This window comes from Pseudomonas sp. F-14 TE3623 (assembly GCF_053629015.1).
Genome location: NZ_JBRJHM010000001.1, coordinates 2,174,877 through 2,198,584 on the forward strand (window position 1 = coordinate 2,174,877; position 23,708 = coordinate 2,198,584).

At 60.6% G+C, this 23,708-nt stretch carries 20 protein-coding genes, 1 tRNA gene, 1 pseudogene and 1 riboswitch; of the genes and pseudogenes, 5 read left to right on the plus strand and 17 right to left on the minus strand.

Translation table 11 applies throughout. The features are described from left to right. Positions 1 to 137: 137 nt before the first annotated feature. The 11 genes and pseudogenes from AB7M29_RS09875 to AB7M29_RS09925 all read right to left on the minus strand — a co-directional run bounded on the left by AB7M29_RS09875 (position 138) and on the right by AB7M29_RS09925 (position 12,483). Positions 138 to 211: transfer RNA gene (locus AB7M29_RS09875), tRNA-Gly, on the minus strand. 181 nt (positions 212 to 392) lie between these two features. Continuing rightward, on the minus strand, positions 393 to 1,277 hold the full coding sequence (locus AB7M29_RS09880) for an alpha/beta fold hydrolase (protein WP_454246777.1): 885 nt from the start codon (positions 1,275 to 1,277) through the stop codon (positions 393 to 395). 314 nt (positions 1,278 to 1,591) lie between these two features. Further along, complete coding sequence (locus AB7M29_RS09885; RefSeq protein ID WP_454246778.1) at positions 1,592 to 2,284, minus strand: pseudouridine synthase; 693 nt, start codon at positions 2,282 to 2,284, stop codon at positions 1,592 to 1,594. Between the two features lie 33 nt (positions 2,285 to 2,317). After that, positions 2,318 to 2,536, minus strand: a complete 219-nt coding sequence (locus tag AB7M29_RS09890; RefSeq protein ID WP_052964783.1) for a cysteine-rich CWC family protein — start codon at positions 2,534 to 2,536, stop codon at positions 2,318 to 2,320. Between the two features lie 92 nt (positions 2,537 to 2,628). After that, a complete protein-coding gene (gene atzF, locus AB7M29_RS09895) occupies positions 2,629 to 4,407 on the minus strand; it encodes an allophanate hydrolase (RefSeq protein ID WP_454246779.1) in 1,779 nt (592 codons plus the stop codon). Between the two features lie 15 nt (positions 4,408 to 4,422). Further along, the gene (gene uca / locus AB7M29_RS09900) at positions 4,423 to 8,064 is read right to left on the minus strand and encodes an urea carboxylase (RefSeq protein ID WP_454246780.1); all 3,642 of its coding nucleotides are present in this window, start codon (positions 8,062 to 8,064) and stop codon (positions 4,423 to 4,425) included. Between the two features lie 308 nt (positions 8,065 to 8,372). Beyond that, positions 8,373 to 9,025: pseudogene (locus AB7M29_RS09905) on the minus strand (urea amidolyase associated protein UAAP2). Positions 9,026 to 9,036: 11 nt separating this feature from the next. Next, positions 9,037 to 9,762, minus strand: coding sequence for an urea amidolyase associated protein UAAP1 (locus AB7M29_RS09910; RefSeq protein ID WP_123721962.1), 726 nt, complete (start codon positions 9,760 to 9,762; stop codon positions 9,037 to 9,039). Positions 9,763 to 9,774: 12 nt separating this feature from the next. Next, on the minus strand, positions 9,775 to 10,563 hold the full coding sequence (locus tag AB7M29_RS09915; protein WP_217856619.1) for an ABC transporter ATP-binding protein: 789 nt from the start codon (positions 10,561 to 10,563) through the stop codon (positions 9,775 to 9,777). A gap of 19 nt (positions 10,564 to 10,582) precedes the next feature. Then, positions 10,583 to 11,398, minus strand: coding sequence for an ABC transporter permease (locus tag AB7M29_RS09920; protein ID WP_123721960.1), 816 nt, complete (start codon positions 11,396 to 11,398; stop codon positions 10,583 to 10,585). A gap of 17 nt (positions 11,399 to 11,415) precedes the next feature. Continuing rightward, complete coding sequence (locus AB7M29_RS09925) at positions 11,416 to 12,483, minus strand: putative urea ABC transporter substrate-binding protein (protein WP_454246781.1); 1,068 nt, start codon at positions 12,481 to 12,483, stop codon at positions 11,416 to 11,418. A 62-nt stretch (positions 12,484 to 12,545) separates the two neighbouring features. Beyond that, positions 12,546 to 12,646: riboswitch (guanidine-I (ykkC/yxkD leader) on the minus strand. Between the two features lie 293 nt (positions 12,647 to 12,939). Here AB7M29_RS09925 and AB7M29_RS09930 point away from each other — a divergent pair. Both AB7M29_RS09930 and AB7M29_RS09935 read left to right on the plus strand, forming a co-directional pair. Next, positions 12,940 to 13,179, plus strand: coding sequence for a hypothetical protein (locus AB7M29_RS09930; protein ID WP_225923019.1), 240 nt, complete (start codon positions 12,940 to 12,942; stop codon positions 13,177 to 13,179). A gap of 208 nt (positions 13,180 to 13,387) precedes the next feature. Beyond that, positions 13,388 to 13,867, plus strand: coding sequence for a hypothetical protein (locus AB7M29_RS09935; RefSeq protein WP_454246782.1), 480 nt, complete (start codon positions 13,388 to 13,390; stop codon positions 13,865 to 13,867). 53 nt (positions 13,868 to 13,920) lie between these two features. On the opposite strand, the gene AB7M29_RS09940 is transcribed toward AB7M29_RS09935, so the two are convergent. Beyond that, positions 13,921 to 15,033: an enoyl-CoA hydratase/isomerase family protein gene (locus AB7M29_RS09940; protein WP_217856615.1), complete on the minus strand. Its 1,113-nt coding sequence runs from the start codon at positions 15,031 to 15,033 to the stop codon at positions 13,921 to 13,923. A gap of 132 nt (positions 15,034 to 15,165) precedes the next feature. Between AB7M29_RS09940 and ung the strand changes: the two genes are divergently transcribed. Then, positions 15,166 to 15,858, plus strand: a complete 693-nt coding sequence (gene ung, locus AB7M29_RS09945; protein WP_008074486.1) for a uracil-DNA glycosylase — start codon at positions 15,166 to 15,168, stop codon at positions 15,856 to 15,858. Positions 15,859 to 15,977: 119 nt separating this feature from the next. Here the strand turns inward: ung and AB7M29_RS09950 are convergent, their stop codons facing one another. The 5 genes from AB7M29_RS09950 to AB7M29_RS09970 are packed head-to-tail and all read right to left on the minus strand — an operon-like array spanning position 15,978 to position 21,356. Next, positions 15,978 to 17,018, minus strand: a complete 1,041-nt coding sequence (locus AB7M29_RS09950; RefSeq protein ID WP_123721955.1) for an AbrB family transcriptional regulator — start codon at positions 17,016 to 17,018, stop codon at positions 15,978 to 15,980. Further along, a complete protein-coding gene (locus AB7M29_RS09955; RefSeq protein ID WP_192344354.1) occupies positions 17,011 to 18,525 on the minus strand; it encodes a tripartite tricarboxylate transporter permease in 1,515 nt (504 codons plus the stop codon). Before AB7M29_RS09955 ends, AB7M29_RS09950 begins: the two co-directional genes overlap by 8 nt. Before the next feature lies 1 nt (position 18,526). Next, positions 18,527 to 18,985 carry a tripartite tricarboxylate transporter TctB family protein gene (locus AB7M29_RS09960; RefSeq protein WP_123721953.1) on the minus strand — a complete coding sequence of 153 codons (459 nt, stop codon included), beginning with the start codon at positions 18,983 to 18,985 and terminating at the stop codon, positions 18,527 to 18,529. A gap of 58 nt (positions 18,986 to 19,043) precedes the next feature. Continuing rightward, positions 19,044 to 20,021 (minus strand): Bug family tripartite tricarboxylate transporter substrate binding protein, encoded by a 978-nt coding sequence (locus tag AB7M29_RS09965; protein ID WP_217856614.1) that lies wholly within the window; start codon positions 20,019 to 20,021, stop codon positions 19,044 to 19,046. Positions 20,022 to 20,063: 42 nt separating this feature from the next. After that, positions 20,064 to 21,356 carry an OprD family porin gene (locus tag AB7M29_RS09970; RefSeq protein WP_217856613.1) on the minus strand — a complete coding sequence of 431 codons (1,293 nt, stop codon included), beginning with the start codon at positions 21,354 to 21,356 and terminating at the stop codon, positions 20,064 to 20,066. A gap of 234 nt (positions 21,357 to 21,590) precedes the next feature. Between AB7M29_RS09970 and AB7M29_RS09975 the strand changes: the two genes are divergently transcribed. Both AB7M29_RS09975 and AB7M29_RS09980 read left to right on the plus strand, forming a co-directional pair. Next, on the plus strand, positions 21,591 to 22,262 hold the full coding sequence (locus AB7M29_RS09975) for a response regulator (RefSeq protein ID WP_007898613.1): 672 nt from the start codon (positions 21,591 to 21,593) through the stop codon (positions 22,260 to 22,262). Next, positions 22,255 to 23,640, plus strand: coding sequence for a sensor histidine kinase (locus tag AB7M29_RS09980; protein ID WP_217856612.1), 1,386 nt, complete (start codon positions 22,255 to 22,257; stop codon positions 23,638 to 23,640). The genes AB7M29_RS09975 and AB7M29_RS09980 overlap by 8 nt, the downstream gene beginning before the upstream one ends. Positions 23,641 to 23,708 lie beyond the last annotated feature (68 nt).

Consider the following 23,708-nt stretch of genomic DNA (forward strand, 5'->3'; position numbering starts at 1 on the left):
GTAACGTCAAGATCTGAGAGGTGGCAGGGCTTGGCGCAAGCCCCTAAACCCCAGACACAAAAAAACCGGCCATCAAGGCCGGTTTTTTTCTGTTCCTGCATCCCCCGTCAAAAACTGACGTGAGATAAAAATTCGATTGGAGCGGGTGAAGGGAATCGAACCCTCGTTATCAGCTTGGGAAGCTGGAGTAATGCCATTATACGACACCCGCTCAGAGCGGCTGACTTTGTACCAGATGTGGGCGTGAAAATGAAGTTTTTCTTTGCGCGCGATGGCTTTAGCACGGGTGAAACGAAAGCATCGACCGCGTAGCGGTCATTCGCGGGCAAGCCTCGCTCCTACAGGAATGCGTTTAACGCTGCAGGGTGGGGCTTGCTCGCGATGACTCTGTTTCAGATTGCCAATGCATGGTGGTCCTGGACGTAGTGGTAACGCGGCCGGCTTTCGTGTTGCGCCGGTTTCAGGAAGCCCAGCAGTGCGTTGCGGCTGTCTCGGCAGGCAGCTTTGTGCTCCATGTCGAGAAAGTGGCCGGTGGCCTGAAGGGTGCTGAAGGTGCTGTGCTGCACGTGGCCGGCGAATAGCTTGGCATCGGCGGCGGCGGTGTACTCGTCCCATTCGCCGTTCATGAACAGCACTGGCACGTTGATTTTCTTCGCCGCGTTCAGGTAGCACTGACGGTCGCTGTGAAGTACGTCGCTGATGTGAAAATGCATTTGCCCGTATTCATGTTCGGCCAATGAACTGACGTGACGGTAGTTGAAGCGCTTGAACAGCGAGGGCAGGTGTTTGCCGATGGTGCTGTTCACCAAGTCACCGACCCGGTTCCCGTCACGGCTGCCGAGATAATCGACACCGCGCTCAAGGTAGTCGAGCATGTGCTCGTTGACCACCGGCGAGAACGAGCTGATCACAGCCTTTTCGATGCGCCGTGGCTGTTGGGCGAGGGCGACCAGAGTGGCGGCGCCACCAAAGGAAAACGACAGCACGTGCTCGGCGGCGAAGTGGTCGATCAGCTCAAGGAGGATCTGCCCTTCGATTTCCTTGGTGAGCATTTTCTCATGCAGGTTGTGGGCTTTTGACTTGCCCGCGTAGGGCTGGTCGTAGCACACCACATTGAACTGCGGATAAAGGTTTTTCACGGTTTGGGCAAACGACGCAGTCGTGGACATCGAGCCGTTGACCAGAATGATGGTCTTTTCTGCGGCGTCTGCGCGATAGAACTCCGTGTAAACCCGATACTGACCTTGTATATCCAGCACAGCGATTTCTGGCCTCATGTCATAAGACTCCTGGCAAGCGGGTATGCGCGCAAATCAGATTGCACGAGCTTTGTGACAGGTAGGCATACGCCTGGAATTTTGAAGGCCCATGTCGATCCATTGAAAGCCGGTCGACGGGTATTGTTATAAGCGGGCAGTTTGCCGGGGGAAGGCGGAACCTGAGGGTTCTCTGCCGGCAAAAAGTTTCTTAGAGTAGTTTTGTGACTCGTCGGTCACGTTTCGCGCCGACGTCCTGATTCAAGCAGGGGTCACGTCATCGCGCAAGTATCTTTCGAAAAATTTTCACCGGCTTCTGCTGAGCGGTCGCCTGCTTAGATCATTCGGATCTCATCGCTGCTCAACGGCCGGTATTCGCCGGGCTTCAACGTGTCGTCGAGCACCAGCGGACCCATGCATTCGCGGTGCAGGCGCAACACCTTGTTGTCGAAGTGGCCGAACATCCGTTTGACCTGATGATAGCGGCCCTCGACGATGCTCAGGCGCGCAGATTTTGGCCCGAGCACGAACAGTTCGGCCGGTTGTGTGGTGAGGTCTTCGAAGGCGAAATACAGCCCTTTGGCGAAGGTGATCGCATATTCGGCAGTGATGTCCTGCTCCGTCTCGACGTAGTAGACCTTGGGCAGTTTGGTCTGCGGTTGGGTCAGGCGTCGCGACCAGCTGCCATCGTTGGTGATCAGCATCAGGCCGGTGGTGTTGAAATCCAGGCGACCGGCGATGTGCAGGTCATCCTTGTCCGGTTCATCGATCAGGTCGAGTACCGTCGGGTGTTGCGGGTCGCGGGTGGCACTGACGCAGCCGGGTGGTTTGTACAGCATGAAGTAGCGGCCCGGCTTGCCGACCTGCAGCACCTCGTCGTCGACTTCCACGCGGCTGAACTCGAGCACCTCGGCGTGAGGGTCGCTGACGACTTCTCCGTCGACCCTGACGCGTTTTTCCACCAGCAACAGGCGTACCTGCTTACGGTTGAAGCGGGGCAGGTTGCTGAGGAAGCGGTCAACGCGCATGGCTAGGGATCGGTGGGAAAAGGGGGGCGCATCTTACGTGATCGGCCAAGCGGCTGCTTGCAACTGCATCTCGACCTGGGCGCAGGCCGGGCACAGGCAGGACTTGTCGCGCAGCTCGGCGGGCAATGCCTGGAGCACCGCCGGATCGATGCTGACGCCGTAGCACCAGCAGGCACGATCAACGGTTCGCGGGTCAGCCAGGCTGCAGTCGTTGGAGGCGCCGCAAGCCGGGCAGAGGTCAGGTTTATTCATGAAGGGGCATTCGGTTACGGCCGGTTTGTTTGGCCCGAGACCGCGCATGATCGGCCGGCAAGCACTCCTGCGCAAGCCGGCGATCCCGCAAATCAACGCCGATCTTGCAGATACGCCCGCCACCCGCCCAAATGACTGATATCCACCGCCCCCTCCAGCCCATAAGGCTCACAGATAAACCCGCTCTCCCAGCGCCCATCCGCCAGTTGTACCTTGCCCAACCCCAGCGGTGCCGCAATAGCGGTCAGGAACGAACCCAACTCACTGCTTGGCAACTCCCATACTTCTACCGCTATCGCCGCGCCACCCTCCTTCACTCGGACCATGCCAGGGCGATAGGGTGGGCCACCGGCCAGGGCATACAGTTGATAGTCGGGGGAACTGTGAGTGGCTTCGAGCAAACGGGCTCCACGCTGCTTGAGTTGCCAGTTCAGCGCCAGCCCATCCAGATGCGCGCCGCAGACCACCAGCCGTGCGCGATCATTGCGCGCACTATTCGTCGGCGCAGGCGCGGCCAACCCTTGCTGGCGTTGCAAGGCATCCGCCACGCTCAACAGATACTGATCGGTAAATGCCCGGCCGAACAACGTCACGCCCCATGGCAAACCATTGCCCATGAATCCGCTGGGCACGGCGACGGCGGCGTAATCGAGCAGGTTCATGAAGTTGGTGTAGTAGCCCAGTTCCGAGTTGCGCAGCACCGGTTCGGCCGCAAGCTCCGCCAGTGTCACCGGGCGGCCGATGGTTGGCGTGACCACGCAATCAAGGCCTTCCAGGGCTTTGTCGCACAGCGCTTTCAAAGCCTGCAGACGGTATTGGGCGCGGAAGGTTTGTACGCCGGTCACCGCTGGGGCTTTGGCCAATACGGCGCGAATCACCGGCAGCACGGCTTGAGGATGTTGCTCCATCAACTCGCCGGCCACGCTGTAACGTTCCGCCACCCACGGCCCTTCGTAGAGCAACCGCGCCGCTTCGAGAAACGGCGACAAATCCAGTTCGACCGCTTCGCCGCCCATGGCTTTGAGCTGGTCGATGGCGTCGCCGAACAGCAACGGGCCTTCAGGGCAGCCGAAGAACGCCAGATCCTGCGCACGGGGTACGCCGAAACGGAATGGACGCGGTGTGCCGAAGGCCGAACCGTCATTCCACAGCGGATTACTGCGGCTGTATTCGTCCCGTGGATCGAGATGAGCGGTGAGTGCGAGCAACTGACTGGCCTCCCGGGCCGTGGCCGTGAAGGTCGTGACGCAATCGAGCGTTCGACAGGCCGGAACCACACCGGCAGTGGAGATCAGCCCTTTGCTGGCTTTTAAACCGACCAGATTATTCAATGCCGCCGGCACGCGACCGGAGCCTGCCGTGTCCGTGCCCAGGGAAAAGCTCGCCACGCCGAGCGCCACCGCCAGTGATGACCCGGCGCTGGAACCGCCCGACGGATATTCCGGCAACACGCTGTTCGGGCAAGCGCCATACGGCGAGCGGCTGCCATTGAGGCCAGTGGCGAACTGGTCGAGATTGGTCTTGCCCAACGGAATCGCACCCAGCGCCAGCAGTTGCTCGACGATGGTTGCCGAGCGTTCCGGCACATAAGCAAACGCCGGACACGCCGCCGTGGTGGGAATGCCCGCCAGGTCAATGTTGTCCTTGATCGCGAACGGCACGCCGTACAGCGGCAGGCTGCCTGGGTCACGATCGTCGAGTGCGGCGAGGTACGGTTCCAGTTCCAGGGCGCTGAGCAAATGGATGAACAGGTGATAGTCCGGGTTCAGTGCCGCGGCTTTTTCACGCAGGCTCAGCAGCAGTTGCCGAGGCGTAGTGCTGCCGTCACGGTAAGCGTTGCGCAGGGCGTCGAGTTGCAGATTGATGTTCATGGCGTTAATCCTTTTTTAATGGCTTGAATCGAGTTCCAGCACCACCACACGCTGCCCGGCGCGCACCGCCGAACCCGGTTGCACGCGAATCTCGCGCACCACGCCCGCCATGGGCGCGAGCAGCGGGATTTCCATCTTCATCGACTCCAGAATCACCAGCACATCCCCCGCCGCGACCCGGCTGCCAGCCTGCACCTGAACCTGCCAGAGGTTGCCGGCGATGTGGCTGTCGACGCTCTGCTGACCGTCGGCTAACGGTGCCTCTTCGGTAACTTCCGGGGCCAGCTCTTCGCTGTCGAAATGCGCCTGGCCGCTGGCGATCCAGCGTTCGCGCTCGGCATCGAATGCACCTTTCTGCTGATCCCGAAATGCCGCGATGCCCTGGGCTTCTTTCGCCAAAAACGCCTGGTAATCCGCCAGATTCAGCTGACTGTGTTCGATGTTCAGATCAAAGCGCCCAAGCGGGAAATCCCGACGAATGCGCAGCAGTTCATCGGCGCTCACCGGGTAGAACCGGATCTGGTCGAAGAAGCGCAGCAGCCACGGTTTGCCGTCGAACGCGGCGACTTCGCGGTAGCGATTCCACATCTGCAGCGTGCGACCGACGAACTGATAACCACCGGGGCCCTCCATGCCGTACACGCACATGTAGGCGCCGCCGATGCCTACCGAGTTTTCCGCGGTCCAGGTGCGGGCCGGGTTGTACTTGGTGGTCACCAGGCGATGCCGAGGATCGAGCGGGGTGGCGACCGGTGCGCCGAGGTAGACGTCGCCCAGGCCCATCACCAGATAGCTGGCGTCGAACACTGTGCGCTGCACTTCGTCGAGGTTCGGCAGGTCGTTGATGCGGCGGATGAACTCCAGATTGCTCGGGCACCAGGGCGCGTCTTTACGCACGGTGGTCATGTATTTCTCGATCGCCAACTGGCAGGCCGGGTCATCCCAGGACAGTGGCAGATGGACGATGCGCGAGGGCACTTGCAGGTCCTTGGCGGCGCACACGGAGTCCCATTCACCGGTGACAATGCCCAGCAGATCGGCCAGCGGCAGTTGCTCCGGTTGGTAGTGCACTTGCAGCGAGCGGATGCCCGGCGTCAGGTCGATCACACCGTGCAGGTGTTTGCTTTCCAATGCCTGCATCAACGCGTGAGCGCGAAAGCGCAGGACCAGGTCCAGCTCGGGGGCACCGATTTCCAATAACAAATGGGTGTCGCCCGACAGACGTGCAACCAGCCGCGTATCCCCCTGACCAATATCCAACACCACAGGCGACACAATCCCCTGTGGGAGCGGGCTTGCTCGCGAAGGGGCCAGATCAGGCACCGCATCAACTTCTTCGTGAGCAAGCCCACTCCCACAGGAATCCCATTTCAAGGCGAGATTGCGGGCGGTCTTGAGATCGACCGGGACGAACTGAACCTTGTCCCCAGCCTTGAGCTGCCCCAGTTGCCAAAGGTCCGCCTCGATCACCGTCACCGGGCAGACAAAACCACCAAGGCTCGGGCCATCGGGACCGAGGATTACTGGCATGTCACCAGTGAAGTCCACCGCGCCAATCGCGTACGGATTGTCATGAATATTCGACGGATGCAATCCCGCTTCACCACCGTCGGCCCGTACCCATTCAGGCTTCGGCCCGATCAGCCGCACACCGGTGCGGCTGGAGTTGAAATGCACTTCCCACTGCGTAGCGAAGAAGGTGGCGATGTAGTTTTCAGTGAAATATTCCGGGGCACCGTGAGGGCCGTAGATCACCCGAATCTGCCGCACGGCGGGTAACTCGGTAACGTGCTGTATCGCCAGGTTTTGCCCGGCGCTGTGGTCGCTCAAGGCCGGAATATGCAATACGTCCCCAGCGCGCAATGCACGACCGGCATGGCCGCCAAACTGGCCGAGGGTGAAGGTACTTTTACTGCCCAGATAATCCGGCACTTGCACGCCGCCGCGCAGGCACAGATAGCTGCGTGCGCCTGCACCGCCAATGGTGCCGAGACTCAAAGTGGCACCGGCAGGAATCAACAGTGCGGTATTCATCGGCACCGCTTCACCGTTGCGCATCAACGGAATCACCGCACCCGTAACAGCCACCACCGCCTCACAATTGAAACGCAGCAGCGGCCCGCTCATGGTGATTTCCAGCGCCGCTGCACCTTGATCGTTACCCAGCAAACGATTGCCCAGACGCAGTGCCCGGCTGTCCATCGGCCCCGACGGCGGCACGCCCACCGCCCAGTAACCGAGGCGTCCCGGATAGTCCTGAACGCTGGTCTGCGTGCCGGCGCTGAGCACTTCAAAGGTGTTGGCTTGATAGACCAGACCTTCCAGGCAACGGGTCCACGGCTTGCCGCTGGCAAAGGGCGTATCGAGCAGAATCTGCCGCAAGTAATCGCGGTTGGTTTCTACCCCGTACAGCAGGCTGTCACCCAGAGCCTGATGCAGATCGACGCGCGCTGCTTCGCGAGTCGGTGCCCAACTGATGACCTTGGCGATCATCGGATCGAAGTACGGCGGGATCTCGCAACCGGCCTCGACCCAAGTGTCGATGCGCAGGTGTTTGCCATCGGTAACCGGGAAGTTGACGGCAGTGAGCAGACCGGGACTCGGCTGGAAATCCCGACCAGGATCTTCGGCATAAAGTCGTGCCTGAATCGCATGACCGTTGGCTTTCAATCCCTGGCTCAACTCGCGCAGTGGCGGCAAATCACCGGCCGCCAGTTCCACCATCCAGCGCACCAGATCGACGCCCCACACTTGTTCGGTGACGCCGTGTTCCACCTGCAAACGGGTATTCACTTCAAGAAAATAGAAACGCTGGGCATTGCTGTCGAAGACGAACTCAACAGTGCCCGCGCTGCGGTAACTCACCGCTTTGGCCAGTTTGATTGCCGCTGCACAGAGTTCCTCGGCCATGCCCTCGGGCAGGTTCGGTGCCGGGGTTTCTTCGAGGACTTTCTGGTTGCGTCGCTGCACTGAGCAGTCGCGCACGCCGAGGGCAAGTACCTCGCCCTGGCCGTCGCCGAAGACCTGCACTTCCAGATGCCGGGCGCGCTGGATGTACTTTTCGATGAACACGCCGGCGTCGCTGAAATTGTTCTGACCAAGGCGTTTGACGGCTTCGAATGATTCACTCAATTCGTCGGCGCTACGGCACACGCGCATACCGATGCCGCCCCCGCCGGCGGTGCTTTTGAGCATCACCGGATAACCGACCTGTTCGCCCGCTATCAACGCTGCATCGAGGCTATCGAGCAGCTCGGTACCTTCGAGCATTGGTACGCCGTGTTGCTTGGCCAGTGCGCGGGCGGTGTGCTTGAGGCCGAACACCCGCAATTGCTCCGGTGTGGGGCCGATGAAGGCGATGTCGGCCGCTTCGCAGGCTTGAGCGAATGCAGCGTTTTCCGAGAGAAAGCCGTAACCGGGATGAATCGCGGTGGCGCCGGTGGCTTTTGCGATGGCGAGGATTTTATCCACGGCCAGATAAGTGCCAGCGGCAGCGCCTTCGCCGAGGCTTTGGGACTCAAAGGCTTGCAGGATGTGCAGGCTGGCGGCATCGGCTTCGGAGTAAACGGCAACGCCCTTGACCTGCAATTCATCCAAGGTACGCAAGATGCGACAGGCAATGGCGCCGCGGTTGGCAATAAGGACTTTTTCGAACATGGCATAACCCCCGGAGGCGATAACGCATCAGCCTCGACCTGGGATGCGGGCCGTCCCGCAGTTTTTCGATAGGCGCCGAGGTCGTCCTCGGCGGCAGAATCTGTTCACTTCAAAAACACCGCTGACCCCCTGTGGGAGCGGGCTTGCTCGCGAAAGCGGAGTGTCAGTCGACATCAATGCTGGATGTGACGGCCCCTTCGCGAGCAAGCCCGCTCCCACATTTGGGTTGTAGTGTTTTTACTTTTTTAGGCACTGGCCGGAGCGGGACTGGCAGAGGGCAAACAACCACCGCCGCAAGCGCGAAATTTTCAGTTCCATACCAGCAGCTCCGCAGGAGTCGGGTTGTAGGCGTTGCAGGGGTTGTTCAGTTGCGGGCAGTTGGAGATCAGCACGATCACGTCCATCTCGGCCCGCAGGTCGACGTATTTGCCCGGCGCCGAAATCCCGTCTTCGAAGGTCAGGCCACCGTCGGCCGTCACCGGCACGTTCATGAAGAAGTTGATGTTCGGCCCGATGTCTCCCTTGCCCAGCCGACCATCGTGGGCACAGGCGCGCAGGTAGTTGTCGCGACAGCTATGCATGTAGCGTTTCTCCAGTGCATAACGCACCGTGTTGCTCTCTTGGGCGCAGGCACCGCCGAGGGTGTCGTGACGCCCGCAAGTGTCGGCGACGATGGTCAGCATCGGTTTTCCGAGGTTGGAATAGAGCACGCTGCCGGTGCTCAGGTAGACGCTGTTCTGCCGACGCAACGTGCGCTGTACGTCATAGCGCTCCTTGGGATTGGCGAGGCTGTAGAACAAGTGTCGACGGCCTGATTGCCTTCCAGATCGAGGATGCGCAAGGTCTGGCCGGCCTTGACCTCCATCAGCCAGGGTTCGCCGGCAGGGATGGTGGCGCGGTAGATCGCGGTTTCTGGTTGCCTGTTTGTAGTAACGGCAGCGGTGGCGATAGCGAGTGACATGGCAGCGATCCTCAGGCGAACAGACGGTCGGTGTTGATGAAGCCGCGCTCGTTTTCCGGGCGCGAGGTGCGGCAGTGTTCGGCGACACTCGCGTCAGCGTTCATCCAGCTGAGCTTCAGCGGTTTGGGGGCGTACTCAGGCGCCGGATCCATCGGATGCTGCAGCGCGGTGAGCACCACCAAGGTGTCCATCGGCGCGTACAACTCGATGTAATCACCGGCCCTGGAATTGCCTTCGACGAAGTGGAAACGCCCGGCCTCATCGACGTTCACGCGGCTGAACAGGTTGAGGGTCATCAACAGGTCGGACAGGCCCAAACCCCACTTGCCCAGTTCCACCAACAGGTTGTCGGTGCCGTTGCGGAAGAAGCCGTTGCGCAGTTCCTGATAGCGGCCCGCGCCGTACTTTTGCGCGACCTCTTCAGCGCACAGCACGCCGCCGAGGCTGTCGCTCCAGCCGCACGTGTCGGCAGTGATTGCCGCCAAGACGCGGCCCATGTCCGAGTACAGGCAATGGCCAGTGGTGAGCTTGGCGGTGTGTTGGCATTTGAGGCTGTCGGGCAGGTTCAGGCGTTCGGTTTTTTCATGCGCATTGAGCAGCGTCAGGCTGACGTTGGCACCGCCGCGCAGGTCGGTCAGGCGCAGCAATTGGCCGCGTTTCAGAACGAAAGAACGATGGCCGCCGCCGGGGAGCATTTCTTCGGCGAAGGGCGGGAACAGTTGGGTCGAATCAGTCATGTGTAAATTCCTCTAAGCGATGCGAAGCGAACCTGCCAACTGAGCCGGCAGGGCGTCGACGGCGGCGCGATTGGCACGGCGGTCGCTGTTCAAAGGGATGTCGTAGGTGATGCGTGCGCCATAGGCGCCGGGGGCATGCGGGTCGATGCGGACTTTGTCGAACACCAGCAAACGGGTGCCGAGGCTGAAACCTTCGGACAGGTCATGGGTGACCATGAACACCGTCAGCTGCGTCTCGCGCCACAGCTCCAGCAGCAAGCCGTGCATGTCTTTGCGGATGCCCGGATCGAGCGCACCGAAGGGTTCGTCGAGCAGCAGCACTCTGGGCTTCATGATCAGCGCCTGGGCAATCGCCAGCCGTTGTTGCATACCGCCGGAGAGCTGCGCCGGGTACTTGTCCAGCGAGTGACCGAGGCCGACTTTGTGCAGCAGCACCGAAGCCTGTTCCCGCGCCTCGCGTTTGGCGTTGCCGAACAACCGCCCCAGCAGGGGCGAGCGCGGCAGTTCGAGGCCGAGGGCAACGTTGTCCAGCACGCTCAGGTGCGGGAACACCGAGTAGCGCTGGAATACCACGCCACGGCTGGCATCCGGTTCGCTGGCCAGGGCCTGGCCGTCCAACAGAATCTCGCCGCGACTGGCCCGTTCCTGGCCCAGCAGTAGCCGCAGGAAAGTCGATTTGCCGCAACCTGACGCACCCACCAAGGTGCAGAACTCACCCTCGTTGACGTTCAGGTTCAGACCTTCAAGCACGACCTGATCGGCGTATTGCTGCCAGACGTTTTTCACTTTGATGAAGCTCATGCGCGGGCCCCTTCATAACTCATTTGGAGGCACCTTGGTGCCAGGGAAAAGCACGCTGAGTCAGGCGTTTCAGGCCCCAATCCATCAGCCAGGCAAGCAGGGTGATCCAGACGACATACGGCAGGATCACGTCCATCGCCAGGTAGCGGCGCACCAGGAAAATCCGATAGCCGAGACCATCGGTGGAGGCGATGGCTTCGGCTGCGATCAGGAACAACCACGCCGATCCCAGCATCAGTCGCAGCGATATCAACAGGCGCGGCAACAATTGCGGCAGCACCACCCGCAGCATCAAGGTCCAGGTCGAAGCGCCGAGCGTCTGCGCCTTGATCAGCAACTCGACGGGAATTTCCCGGGCGCGCTGTTCCAGGTCCCGCGCCAGGCATGGGGTGATACCGATCACGATCAGCATCACTTTCGACAACTCCCCCAGCCCGAACACGATGAACAGAATCGGCAGGATCGCCAGCGGCGGCACCATCGACAGCACGGTGAGTACCGGCGACAACGGTGCGCCAAACAGCGGCAGGGTCCCGGCGGCGATGCCCAGGCACAGCCCGGCCAACGCACTGATGCCAAGGCCGATGGCCAGCCGTCGCAGGCTGGCGGCGCTGTCTTGCCAGAGCAGGTATTCACCGGTGCGGGTGTCGGCGGTGAAGGCCAGGCGTTTCACTGCGTCAGTCATCTGCACGGCACTGGGCAGCAGTTTGTCGTTGGGGTTGTCCATCAGCCGATCGGCCGAGCCCATGAAGTAGGCGAACAACACCAGCGCGAACGGCAGGATCACCAACAGCAGGCGACTCGGGCGATCCGGGTGGCGATTGATCAGGCGCATGGCCTAGTCCTCCGTTGTTACAACGTGGAGTCGGCAGCCATCTGCACGTAGCTCGGGTCGAAGCGCAGCTTGAGGTTGGTCTTGTCGCCGCTGGTCACGCCATTGGCGAAGGCCATGCCGATGGCGCTGGTGTCCTTGGCGCCTTCACCGAGCAAGCCGTGCTGGAACGAGAACTCGGCGACCTTGCGCATGGTGTCGGGCAGTTGCTTGCTGGTGGCGAACTCCAACGCTTCTTTCGGTGTGGCAAACAATTTGGTGGTGTCGAGTTGCGCCTGGAAACCCGCCAGGTCGGTGCCCGAGGCTTTGGCCATGTGTTCGAGGGCGGCTTTGCTGGCGGCGTTTTTGGTGTTCATCAATTCCACCACTTCAAACCAGGCGCCGGTCAGGGCTTTGCCCAGGGCCGGGTTGTCTTTGAGGGTGGCGCTGTTGACCACCATCATGTCCATGATTTCGCCGGGAACCTGGCTGGAGTTGAACACTTCGGTCACGCCGGGCTTGGCCTTGATGTCCGAGAGCATCGGGTTCCAGGTGGTGACGGCGTTGACTTGGTCGGTGTTGAAGGCGGCCGAAATATCGGCGTCGGAGGTGTTGACCACTTTCAGGTCTTTCTCGGTGAGGTCCACCGAATCGAGTGCCCGGGCCAATAGGTAGTGGGACACCGAGAGCTCCACCAGATTGACATCCATGCCCTTGAGGTCGGCGACTTTCTTGCCTTCGCCTTTGAGCACGATCCCGTCGTTGCCATTGGAGAAGTCGCTGACGATCAGCGCTGTGCTGTCGACGCCACCGGCAGCCGGAATGGTCAGCGCATCCATGTTGGTCATGGTGCAACCGTCAAACTGGCCGGCGGTGTATTGGTTGATGGATTCGACGTAATCGTTGAGTTGTACCACATCGATTTTGATGCCGTACTTTTTCGCCCATTTGTCGACGATGCCTTGGCTGCCGGCATATTCCCAGGGCATCCAGCCGGCATAAATAGTCCAGCAGACGCTGAAATGGTCTTTCTGTGCGGCTTGGGACGAGACGCTCACGAGGGCTGCAAAAGCAGTGGCGAGCAGGGCGGGCAAACGAAGTCGGGACATGGGATGGTTCTCCAGTTGATCAAGGGCGGACAGGAAGGCAGCGGCACCGCGAACGGTGGCTTGTCTCCCGGGCTTTTGTCCCGCCGTGTAACCTCAACTGGAGGTCGCCAACTCTCGGACCAGCCACTCGCCTAAGCGAGCCGGAACCCTAGTCAGCCATTGCAAATTGTGGTGCCGCGAACCTGTGATGACTCCTGCACGTCTTTGGTTAAGCGAGAGCCGTGCCAAGTCGGCTTGAGCCCTCTGGCTTGGGGCATAGAGGAAAGGGGGAAGATAAACGAGCGGCATGCCCTGCCTTGTCGTGGTGCGTTGGCGCATGCCTATGCACCGTAGATGGACGCAGTGGCCGCTGATCTGAAGGCCGAAGCTCTCTGGCACTCGGTACCGGTTTGAAAGTCAAAAAAGGTGTCAGCCGGCCTGTGCCGACTGCTGTTGCGGGTCTTCCAGGAGGCCGCCATGCTCTGTCGAAAACAGCTCCGCCGAATACTGCTCTGTGTGTTTTTGGGTCTGGGCTTGTCCGGCTGCTATTACTACGTAGGGGGTGCCGACGTTTATTCGACACCTTATTACTACCCTGGCTATTACTACTCTCCTTACTACTACGGCGGCCCGCGTTTTTACGGGGGCTATCGCTATTTTTACTACGGTGGACATCCCCGTCATCACCACGGAGGACATCATCGCGGGCACCGTTAATCAGCTCATCAATACAGCGGCGCGTCCGGCTCACGGACGCGCCGTTTTTTTGAAAAGATGAAAAACCTTTCATCGGCTACTTGTTTCAACGTGTTGCTGGAGCGCACCAGATTCTGAATTCACTGTCTGATCTTTCGACAGTTGTGAACAATTGACTGTCGCCTGCCAGCGTCGCTGGTATGGCTCACTCGCGGTCCAGGAGGCCGCCATGCTCTGTCAAAAAAAGCTCCACCAAATTCTGCTGATTGCTCTATCGGGATTGTTTCTTGGTGCGTGCGTACCCTATTCCGATGGAGGAGGCAGCTACTACCGTTCTGATGTCTACACGTCCCCAGCGCCGTATTACTCCGGTGGCGGGTCTTATTACTCCGACGGGCGTTACTACTCGGCCCCGCGCAGGTATTACTCACCGCCAGCACGGTATTACCAGCCAACGCCGCGTTATTACCACCAGCCGCGGGTTTATCAATCGGCACCGCGCTATTACCAGCCGGCGCCACGAGCAGATTACCGGGTCTATCAGAATCGTGGATGGGCCCGTCATGACCGTCGTGATCGTGGCGGCTGGGATGGCCGTCACCGCGGCGGTCGAGGCGATGACCATCGAGGCCACAATAGGTCGGATAATCGTGGCGGTCGGGGCGATCACCGTAATGGCGATCGGGATGGCCGAGGCAACCACCGGTAAACCACTCAATAAAAAAGCGGCGCATGAAGCGCCGCTTTTTTTGTGTCTGATTCTTAGTATTCCGAGAGATCAGCCAAAGGATGCCGGCCTTCCCAGACTTTATGGAAATGCGCCTCCACCGCCGCCTCCGGCACCGTGTTGATATCCGGCCAGTGCCAGCGAGGTTTCTGGTCCTTGTCGATCAACCGCGCTCGTACGCCTTCGCTGAACTCCGGATGACGGCAGCAGTTAAGGCTCATGGTGTATTCCATCTGAAAGACTTGAGCCAACGATAGATGCCGGGCGCGAGCGATCTGTTCCCACACCAGATGGGCGGTCAGGGGTGAGCCTTCAGTCATGGTCTTGGCGGCACGACCGAGCAACGGGTCAGAATGATCGTGCAGCGCACTGATGGCCTTCCAGGCGCAACGAACGTCGCTGACATCCAACAGTTCGTCGATCTGCTCGCGTCGAGGCAGCCACTGTGCTTCGGGCATCTGCGCGATCGCTTCCTGCTGCAAGGCCTTGAGCAGGCTGTTGAGCTGCATGGCTGTCTGTTCCTGCCAGTTCAATTGCAGCAAACCTTCGAGCAGCTCATGCTGTTGATCATCGCGCAGGAAGCGGTCGGCGAGGTCCAGATCGATCGCATCACGACCGTTCATCTGGGCACCGGTCAGGCCGAGAAACAATCCGAGCTTGCCGGGCAATCTCGACAGAAACCAACTGGCGCCGACATCCGGGTACAAGCCGATGCCGATCTCCGGCATCGCCAACCGGCTGCTCGGCGTGACAATCCGAATGCTCGCCCCTTGCAGCAGCCCCATGCCACCCCCCAGCACGTAACCATGACCCCAGCAGATCAGCGGTTTGGGGTAGGTGTGCAGGTTGAAGTCGAGGCGATATTCTGCCGCAAAGAAGTTTGCGGCCAAGGGTGGCACTTCGCCGGGATGGGCGCGACACGCCTCCACTAGGCTGCGTACTTCACCGCCGGCGCAAAAAGCCTTGGCGCCATTGCCGCGCAGCAGCACGCAAACGATCTGTGGCTCCTTGGCCCAGGCGTCCAGTTGATCGCGCAAGGCGTTGATCATCGGCAAGGAGAGGGCGTTGAGGGACTTTTCGGCATCCAGGCTGGCGATGCCGATGCGTGCGCCGTCGGTGCCGGTGAGTTCTTCGAAGTGCAGATTCATCGTGACCTCGATCGGGAAATTGAGCGTTCAGTATGATCGCTCTATAGGAAAGTGCCGGATCTGCGTCAGATCAATTGACAAGGGAGATAGGGTTTCCTAGGGTTCGCCCCATTGTTTTTGCCGGATGTAACCATGACTGCTGACGACCGTATCAAACTCGAACCGAGCTGGAAGGAGGCACTGCGTGCCGAATTCGACCAGCCTTACATGGCAGAGTTGCGCACATTCCTGCAACAGGAACGCGCGGCGGGCAAAGAGATCTATCCACCCGGACCGATGATTTTCAACGCGCTCAATTCCACCCCGCTGGACAAGGTCAAAGTGGTCATCCTTGGTCAAGACCCTTACCACGGCCCGGGCCAGGCCCATGGGTTGTGCTTCTCGGTGCAACCGGGCGTGCCGGCACCGCCGTCGCTGGTGAACATCTATAAAGAGTTGAAGCGCGACCTGAACATCGACATTCCCAACCATGGCTACCTGCAGAGTTGGGCAGAGCAGGGCGTGTTGATGCTCAACACCACCATGACCGTGGAGCGCGCAAATGCCAACGCCCATGCGGGCAAGGGCTGGCAATATTTTACCGACCGGATTATCGAAGTGGTCAGCGAACATCAGCCACATCTGGTGTTCCTGCTATGGGGCGCGCATGCCCAGAGCAAGCAGAAACTCATTGACGCCACCAAACACCTGGTGCTGACCTCGGTCCACCCGTCGCCGCTGTCCGCCTATCGCGGCTTCCTCGGATGCGGGCACTTCAGCCGGGCGAACAAGTTTCTGGAGCAGAATGGCGAGACGCCGATCGAGTGGCGATTGCCGTCGGTCTGATGTGTTGACCGGGAGGGCCCCTTCGCGAGCAAGCCCGCTCCCACATTAGACCGTGTATGCCTGGACAACTCGGTCTAATGTGGGAGCGGGCTTGCTCGCGAAGCAGGCGACTCGGTCTATCAGGGAGAATCCGGCTCCCGGTTCCAATACCGAAACAACGGCTCCGCCAGAAACAATACAAACAACAACCGCATCACCTGCATCGCTGTCACCAACGGTACCGACAATTGCAGGGTCTCCGCCGTCAGGCTCATTTCGGCAATTCCGCCGGGCATCATGCCCAAGGTCAGCGAACGCAGATCCAGATGGGTCAGCGCGCTCAAACCCAACGCCGCCAGCGTGGCGATCAACATGGTCAACACCGTGCCAAGCAGGGTTCGGCCCATGAACGACGGTGCCCGCCGGAAGAACTGTCGATTGAAGTGACACCCCAACCCGCTGCCAATCAACCACTGGCCAATCTGACTGCCGCCGTTGGGCAGACCGATGTGCAGGTCCCAAGCAATGCTCACCGTCGCAGTCACCAGCAACGGTCCGAACAGCCAGGGATTGGGTTGTCGCAGACGCTCCCAGATCCAGGCGGCAAGAGCACCCGCCGGGAACAGAATGGCCAGCCACCACCAGTCGACGGTCGTTGGATGCAAGACCGGCGCACCGTCGCCTAACAGATATTTGAACGCCGCCGGCACACACAGCACCACCACCAACACCCGCAAACTCTGTCCCGCCGCGACCCGGCTGAGCACCGCGCCGTTGCGGGCGCCGAGGTTGACCATCTCCCCGGAGCCGCCGGGCATGCTGGAAAAGAATGCAGTAGCGCGATCTTCCCCGGTGCGCCGCATCAACCAGACCCCCACCACGGCGGACAGGCTGGTAACCAGCGCACCGAAGAAGATCAAACCGAAGTGACTCAGTACCTGCTCCATCACCACTGGGGTGAAGTGCAGGCCGATACCGATGCCGACGATCCACTGGCCGCACTTGCGGCCGCCAGGGATTTCCGCCAATTGCCAGGGTGTCAGACAGCGCACCAGGATGATCGCCAGCAACGAGCCGACCATCCACGGCAGTGGCCAGCCGATCTGGCTGGCGAGGTAACCGCCCAGCAGACCGACCAGCGGTGTTCCCCACCAGCTTTTGAAGGGGGGCCGATCAGACATCGGCGATAGCGCGCCGGGCGACCGAACGTTTGCGCCAGATACGCAGCAGCGGCATCAGCAACATGATTGCAGTCAGTACCCAGCAACCGAACGTGATCGGGCTCGACCAGAGGATTTCCAGCGCACCGTTGGAAATCGACAGCGCGCGACGCAGGTTTTGCTCCATCAGACCACCAAGGATGAAACCCAGCAGTACTGGCGACAACGGGAAGTCCAGCTTGCGCAGGATGTAGCCGAAAATACCGATGCCGATCATCAGGAACAGGTCGAACGTGGTGGCATGCACCGCGTAGACGCCGATCCCGGTGATGATCGCGATCACCGGCACCAGCGCCCAGTTTGGCACGGCGAGGATGCGGGTAAAGATGCGGATCATCGGAATGTTGAGGATCACCAGCATCACGTTGGCGACGAACAACGACGCGATCAGGCCCCAGACGATGTCCGGTTGCTGCTGGAATAACAGCGGGCCAGGGGTGATGTTGTACAACGACAGCGCGCCGATCATCACCGCCGTGGTACCTGAGCCCGGAACGCCGAGAGTCAGCATCGGCACCAGTGCACCGCAGGCGGCGCCCCCGATGGCGGTTTCCGGAGCCGCGAGGCCGCGCATGTCACCTTGTCCGAACGTGCCCTTGGCGCCGGCGATACGTTTCTCGGTCATGTAGGCCACAGCGCTGGCCAACGTCGCACCGGCACCCGGCAACACGCCCATGATGAAACCCAGCAAACCGCAACGGATGTTCACCACGAACACCGCCGAGGCTTCCTTGAAGTTGAACATCATGCGCCCGGTGGCTTTCACCGCTTCCTGGCCGCGATGGGTTTTTTCCAGCAGCAGGAGGATTTCGCTGATGGAGAACAGGCCCAATACCAGTACGACGAACTGAATGCCGTCCGTCAGGTGAATGTTATCCCCGGTGAAACGGTATACGCCGCTGTTGGCATCGATCCCGACGCTCGACAGAAACAGACCGATCAGCGCCGCAATGAAGGTCTTGAGCGGTCGGTCGCCGGCCATGCCGCCGAGACAGACAATCGCAAACACCATCAGTACGAAATACTCTGCCGGTCCGAAGGCAATCGCCCATTTCGCCAGCAGCGGGGCGAACAACACCATGCCGCAAGTCGCGATGAATGCACCGATGAACGAACTCCACGCCGACAGCGACAGCGCTACACCGGCCAGCCCTTTGCGGGCCATCGGGTAACCGTCGAGAGTGGTCATTACGGTGGAGGCTTCGCCCGGGATGTTCAGCAGGATCGAGCTGATCCGGCCGCCGTATTCGCAACCCAGGTACACCGCCGCCAGCAGGATCAGCGCCGACTCCGGTGGCAGGCCGAGGGCGAATGCGATCGGAATCAGCAACGCCACGCCGTTGATCGGACCCAGCCCCGGCAACAGCCCGACGACGGTGCCGATCAGGGTGCCGCACAGCGCGGTCACGAGGTTGTACGGGGTCAGCGCGACGCCGAAGCCCTGACCCAAATAGCCAAGAGTATCCATATCAGTTCTCCAGAACGTCGAGCACGCCTAGCGGCAGTGGCACGTCCATCAACTTGTCGAACAGCAGATAAAGACCGATAGCCATCAGGCTGATGATCACTGTACTGGGCAGCCAGCGGCCGCCATACAGGCGCGCCATCGGGACACCGATCAGAATGCTTGCGACGATGAAACCAAGGGGTTCGAAGGTCCCGGCGAACACCAGCAACAGCAGCACGCAAATGCCGATTTTGGTCAGGGTTTCGCGGTCCAGTTTCGGGTCATCGTCGCTGTGCACGATCGGCGCCGGTCGAAACACCATGTATAGCAACGCCAGGCCCATCAGGCCGAGCATCAGCAGGGGGAAGGCTCGAGGCCCAACCGGTTCGTAGGAAAAAGCCGCTTGATACGGCCACGCCATCAGCGCCAGGCCGATACAGGCCAGCAACAGCACCGAAGCAAAAATGCGTTGTATGAGCATGAGGAACTCCTGGGCTACGACCCCGAGAACCGGGGTCGTGGCCGCTAGACAGAGGCGATCACTGGATCAGGCCGAACTCTTTGGCCAGCACTTTGTAGTCCGCGACCTGCTTCTTGACGTAGGTGTCCAGCTCCGGACCGGTCATGGCGAACGGGAACAGTTCACGCTGATCGCGCAGCTTGGCGAAATCCTCGGAGGCCAGCAGTTTGTCGAAGGCGCCTTTCCACCAGGCGTAGTCTTCGTCACTGACTTTTGGTCCGAGGTAGAAACCGCGAACCACTGGCCAGACGATGTCGTAGCCTTGCTCTTTAGCGGTCGGAATGTCTTTCATTTCCGGCTCATCCAGACGCTTCTCCGAGAACACTGCCAGTAGGCGCATGTCGCCGCTCTGGATGTGTGGCATGGAGTCGGAGATGTCGGTGCTGCCGACCTGGATGTGGCCGCCGAGCAGGGCAGTGGCGATTTCACCACCACCTTCGAGGGCGACATAACGCAGGTCGCGCGGGTTGATCCCGGCCGCTTTGGCGATCAATGCGGTCTGCATCCAGTCCTGACTGCCGACGGTGCCGCCGGAACCGATCACCACTTTGCTCGGATCTTTCTTCAGCGCCTGAACCAGGTCGTCCAGGGTCTTGTAAGGCGAATCGCTTTTCACCGCGATGGCGCCATAGCTTGTGCCGACAGCTGCCAGCCAACGAACGTTGGTTTCATCGAAACGACCGAACTTGCCTTGCGCCAGGTTCAGCAGCGAACCGCTGGACCACGCCACCAGCGTGCCGGCATCGGCCGGACGCTGAGCGACCACCGCGTTGTACGCCACCGCGCCGACACCGCCGGGCATGTAGGTCACGCGCATCGGTTTGGTCAGCAGTTTTTCGTTGACCAGCGCGCTCTGCGCCAGTTTGCAGGTGAGGTCGAAACCGCCGCCTGGCGAGGCCGGTGCTATGCATTCCGGACGTTTCGGTTCGGCCATCAATTGGCTGGCAAACAGCACACAGCTGGCGGCGAGAGCAACTTTACGCATTGATAAGTTCATTTGAGTCTCCACGGGCATTCATTATTGTTATTGAACGTGTGTTTACCAAAGGGCAACGCTATAGCTCACCAGCAGACGCACTTCATCGGCATCGCGAGCGGAGTAGTTGGAACGGTAAGTGGCATTGCGCAGGCGTACGGCGACATCTTTCAGGGCGCCGCTTTGTACGACGTATTTGATCTCGGTGTTGCGTTCCCACTCTTTGCCTTCGTCACCGTTCTTGAGCTTGATGTTGTCACCGCTCAGGTAACGGCTCATGAAACTCAGGCCCGGAATGCCGAGTTTGGTGAAGTCATAGTCGTAACGTGCCTGCCAGGAACGTTCTTCGGCGCCGGCAAAGTCATTGATCTGCACGAAGTTGACCAGGTACGGATCGCTGCCATCGACGTAGGGGAAGGCACTGTCACCCGACATGTGCTGATAACCGGCGCTGAATTTATGCCCGCTCAAGGCGTAGCTCACCAGACCGTTCAGGGATTGGTTGTCGATCTTGCCGCCCCGGGCCGCGCCCTGGTCGTCACTGACGGCCAATCGCAGATCGGTGCCGAACGTGCCGGGACCGAACGGTTGCGAGGCGACCACGCCAAGGAAGTGCTGGTTATAGACTTCATCGAGTTGGGCGAAGTGGTAGCTGCCGGTGATCTTGTCGGTGAACTTGTAGTCCACGCCGCCAAAGTCAAAGTGCTTACCCGCCGCGGTTCCGGCGAAGCGGCTGTTCTTGTTGTTGAGCGCGATGTCTTCGAAGTCGGTGCTGTCGCGGTCCTTGGCTTTCTCCAGACGCCCGCCGGTGAAGGTCAGGTTCTTGATCTCTTTGGAGGTCAGCAGGCCGCCTTCAAAGGTCTGCGGCAGAATGCGCCCGTCGTTGGCTTTTAGGATCGGCAATTCCGGAATCAGGCTGCCGATTTTCAGTTCCGTGGCGGAGATTTTCACTTTGCCGGTCAGGCCGAGCTTGGAATATTCATCCGCCGCGCGACCGTCGTCATGGGTCGGCAACAAGCCTGTGCCGGTGCGGTCCGGACTTGAATCGAGTTTTACCCCCAGCATGCCCAGCGCATCGACACCGAACCCCACGGTGCCGTCGGTGTAACCCGATTGCAGATTGAGCATGAACCCCTGAGCCCATTCGTCCCGCTTGGATTGCTGGGCGCTGGTGCCGTCGCGAAAGTCGCGGTTGAAATACATGTTGCGGGTTTCGAAGGTTGCCGTACTGTCTTCGAAGAAGGCAGCCTGGCTCAACGGCGAAAAGCCGGCGAGGGCGGCGGCACTGGCAAGGGCGGTATGGCTGAGACGGGAAAAACGAGCAGGCGGACGAGCCTGAAGCTGCATGGACAGCATGGTGACGTACTCCGTTTATTGTTCTTATTGGCGAAAACGCTTCGAGGCGTTTCTCGTACTGCTATGGGCACTAGCAACGGCAGTCGAAACTGTCCGTGGCTGGACTCTAACTGGCCAACCTTTCGCTAACCTTTCAGCTGACTTTCACGGTTTTCGGGCTTCACAGCGACGGATGCGGCTGTAAACTCCGCGCCAAAGAATGGCGTCGACCATCCCTGAATGAGGTAAAGATCCATGCGTGTTCTGCTCGTTGAAGACCATCTGCAGCTTGCCGAAAGTGTCGCTCAGGCGCTCAAGAGCACCGGGCTGACCGTGGATGTGCTGCACGACGGTGTGGCGGCCGACCTGGCCTTGAGCAGCGAGGAATACGCCGTGGCGATCCTCGATGTCGGCCTGCCGCGCATGGATGGTTTCGAAGTGCTGGCGCGCCTGCGGGCCCGGGGCAAGAACCTGCCGGTGCTGATGCTGACTGCCCGCAGCGACGTCAAGGATCGGGTCCACGGCCTGAACCTTGGGGCTGACGATTACCTGGCCAAACCCTTCGAGCTGACAGAGCTCGAAGCCCGGGTCAAAGCCTTGCTGCGTCGCAGTGTGCTCGGCGGTGAACGCCAGCAGCGTTGTGGCGTGCTGGCCTATGATCTGGACACCCGGCGCTTCACCCTTGGCGAAGAATTGCTGACCCTGACCTCCCGCGAACAGGCGGTGCTCGAGGCCCTGATCGCCCGTCCCGGTCGGGTGATGAGCAAAGAGCAACTGGCCGCCCAGGTGTTCGGTCTGGACGAGGAGGCCAGTCCCGATGCCATCGAAATCTACGTTCACCGCTTGCGCAAGAAACTCGACGGTCAACCGGTAGCCATCGTGACCTTCCGCGGCCTTGGCTATCTGCTGGAAAGCCGCGATGCGTAAGCTCAGCAGTCTGCGTTGGCGGCTGCTGTGGAACCTCGCGTTGCTGCTGGTGGTGTTGATGCTCGCCAGTGGTTTGAGCGCGTACTGGAACGGTCGTGAAGCCGCTGACACCGCGTATGACCGGACCTTGCTGGCCTCGGCGCGGACCATCGCCGCGGGCCTGTCCCAGCGCGATGGCAGCCTCAGTGCCAACGTGCCTTACGTGGCCCTCGATACGTTCGCCTACGACAGCGCCGGGCGAATTTTTTACCTGGTCAATGACATCAATCAGAAGCTGATCTCGGGCTACGAAAACCTGCCACCGCCGCCGCCGGGAACGCCGCGCACCGATGATTATCCGGCGCTGGCGCGTTTCTATAACGCCACTTATCAAGGGCAGAACGTGCGAGTGGTCAGCCTGCTCAAAGCGGTCAGCGAGCCGAACATGAACGGCATGGCGGAAATCCGCGTGGCGGAAACCGATGAAGCGCGGGTCCGCATGGCTCGCAGCCTGATGGCCGACACGTTGTTGCGTCTGGGCATGCTGGCGATCGGTGCGTTGCTGATGGTGTGGTTTGCGGTCAGTGCGGCGTTGCGTCCGCTGGAGCGCTTGCGCACGGCGGTGGAAGAGCGTCAGCCCGATGACTTGCGGCCCTTGCCGCTGGTGGAAGTGCAACACGAATTGGGGCCACTGGTGCGTGCGCTCAATCACTTTACCGAACGTTTGCGCGGGCAGTTCGAGCGCCAGGCGCAGTTCATCGCCGACGCCGCCCACGAATTGCGTACCCCGTTGGCGGCGCTCAAGGCACGACTCGAACTGGGCTTGCGGTCTAACGAACCCGAAATCTGGCGCAGCACCCTGGAAACCGCCGCCCAAGGGACGGATCGCCTGACTCACCTGGCCAATCAATTGCTTTCGCTGGCACGGGTCGAAAACGGCGCCCGGGCAATCGCCGAGGGCGGTGCGCAGTTGCTCGACCTCAGTCAGTTGGCCCGGGAACTGGGCATGGCGATGGCACCGCTGGCCCACGCGCGCGGCGTGGCATTGGCGCTGGAGGCCGACGAACCGGTGTGGCTGCGCGGCGAACCGACGTTGTTGAATGAACTGTTGAGCAATCTGGTAGACAATGCGCTGGCCCACACGCCACCGGGCGGCAATGTGATTTTGCGGGTCATGGCACCCGCGGTGCTGGAGGTCGAAGACGATGGCCCGGGGATTCCTCTTGAAGAGCGGGATCGGGTGTTCGAGCGTTTTTATCGGCGCAACCAGCAGGTGGCCGGATCGGGGCTGGGATTGGCCATTGTCGGCGAGATCTGCCGTGCTCACCTGGCGCAGATCAGCCTGCACGATGGCGAGCAGGCGGGGCTGAAGGTGCGGGTGAGTTTTATTGCGGGGTAGTCCTGTGGTGTCTGGACCGGCCCAATCGCGAGCAGGCTCGCTCCCACAGGAGATCTTCGGTGTTAGAT